Origin of the sequence: Halomonas sp. (assembly GCF_041689495.1) — a bacterium.
GTDB lineage: Bacteria > Pseudomonadota > Gammaproteobacteria > Pseudomonadales > Halomonadaceae > Halomonas.
Genome location: NZ_JBDNGD010000480.1, coordinates 1 through 1,422 on the forward strand (window position 1 = coordinate 1; position 1,422 = coordinate 1,422).

1 protein-coding gene and 2 pseudogenes are annotated in these 1,422 nt (G+C 62.9%); all 3 read left to right on the forward strand.

The genetic code is table 11. The features are described 5' to 3' along the window. Positions 1-6 precede the first annotated feature (6 nt). Positions 7-445, forward strand: a pseudogene (locus ACESMD_RS14530) (urate hydroxylase PuuD); the annotation flags it as partial. 30 nt (positions 446-475) lie between these two features. Continuing rightward, a complete protein-coding gene (locus tag ACESMD_RS14535; RefSeq protein ID WP_372614385.1) occupies positions 476-943 on the forward strand; it encodes a urate hydroxylase PuuD in 468 nt (155 codons plus the stop codon). 86 nt (positions 944-1,029) lie between these two features. After that, positions 1,030-1,422: pseudogene (locus tag ACESMD_RS14540) on the forward strand (allantoinase); the annotation flags it as partial.

Below are 1,422 nucleotides of genomic sequence, written 5' to 3' on the forward strand. Positions count from 1 at the left end.
GAATCGATCTATTTCGTGATGCTGGACAATGGGTTGAAGACACCCGGGGATGAGGTCTGCCGCCGCAAGGGGGTGTTCGGCGAAATGTGGGCGGTGCATGGCGGCGGCTTCTACCATAACCAGAAATACGCCACGAGTCCGCCACAGCTGCCCGATGATCTGCACTGGTCCTTCTGGAAGGCCTACACCACCTGGCTGTCGGGCTTCGTGTTGTTCGTGCTGCTCTACATGGCTAGTCCCGGCGTCTACCTGGTCAATGCCGAAAGCCCCTGGCAGTGGGCGGCCAGCCTGAGTGGCTGGCAGGCCAATATCCTGGCGCTGCTCTTCCTGTTGCTGGGCTGGGTTATCTACAACGAACTGTGCAAGCGCATCAGTCCCAACATGGAGCGTGACGGGCTTCTCAGCCTGGCCGTGGCTCTACTGATGGTGGTGGTAGCCTACCTCAGCACCCAGCTCTTTGCCGGGCGTGCTGTTGATGATCAGCAACCACCATTCCTTCGCCTACTCCCACGACCTGGCCTGGGTGATCATGTCGCTGTTCATTTTCGCCGGTGCCCTTATCCGCCAGTTCTTCGTGCTGATACATTCGGGCAACATCAAGCCGGCCTATCCCGTCGCGGGAGTGGTGCTGATCGCCCTGGCGTTCTGGATCGGTTCGCCAGCGAGCTCCTCAGCGCTAAACCGGGACAGCGCCGACGACGGGCCGGGTCTCGAGGAGGTCCATGCCATCGTTGTTACCCGCTGCGTGGCCTGCCATGCCAGCCAGCCCACTCAGCCGGGTTTCTCCGCGCCCCCCGCCGGCGTTGTCTATGAGAACCCGGAACAGGTAGTCCGCCAGCGGGCGCGGATCCAGCAGGTGGTGGCCAGTGGCTATATGCCGCTTGGCAACATGACCGGTATGACCGACGAGGAACGCGCGGTCATTGCCGCCTGGGGAGAGTGAGCGCCGGCCGGCCGCATCCCCGCGGTCGAGGTTTGCCACGCTTGGCGTATACAATGAAGGTCAAAAGGGAATCTAGGAGCCTTGCCATGAGCCACGAGATCCCCTCCCTCTATCCCCGTGACCTGATCGGCTACGGCCGCACTCCGCCGCATGCCAATTGGCCGGGCAGGGCGAGGATCGCCGTGCAGTTCGTGCTCAACTACGAAGAGGGTGGCGAGAGCTGTGTGCTGCATGGCGATGCGGGCTCCGAGCAGTTCCTCTCCGAGATCATCGGCGCCCCGTCCTTTCCCGATCGTCATCTGAGCATGGAGTCGATCTACGAATACGGTTCGCGCGCTGGGGTCTGGCGAGTGCTGCGCGAGTTCGAGCGCCGCGGCCTGGCGCTGACAGTGTTCGGCGTGGCCATGGCGCTGGAGCGTCACCCCGAGGTGGCGCACGCCTTCAAGGAACTGGGTCATGAGATCGCCTGCCACGGCTAC

What these genes read in the sequence shown, in the direction of transcription:
- ACESMD_RS14535 (WP_372614385.1), top strand. Translation starts at nt 476, where the DNA reads ATGATCAGCAACCACCATTCCTTCGCCTACTCCCACGACCTGGCCTGG.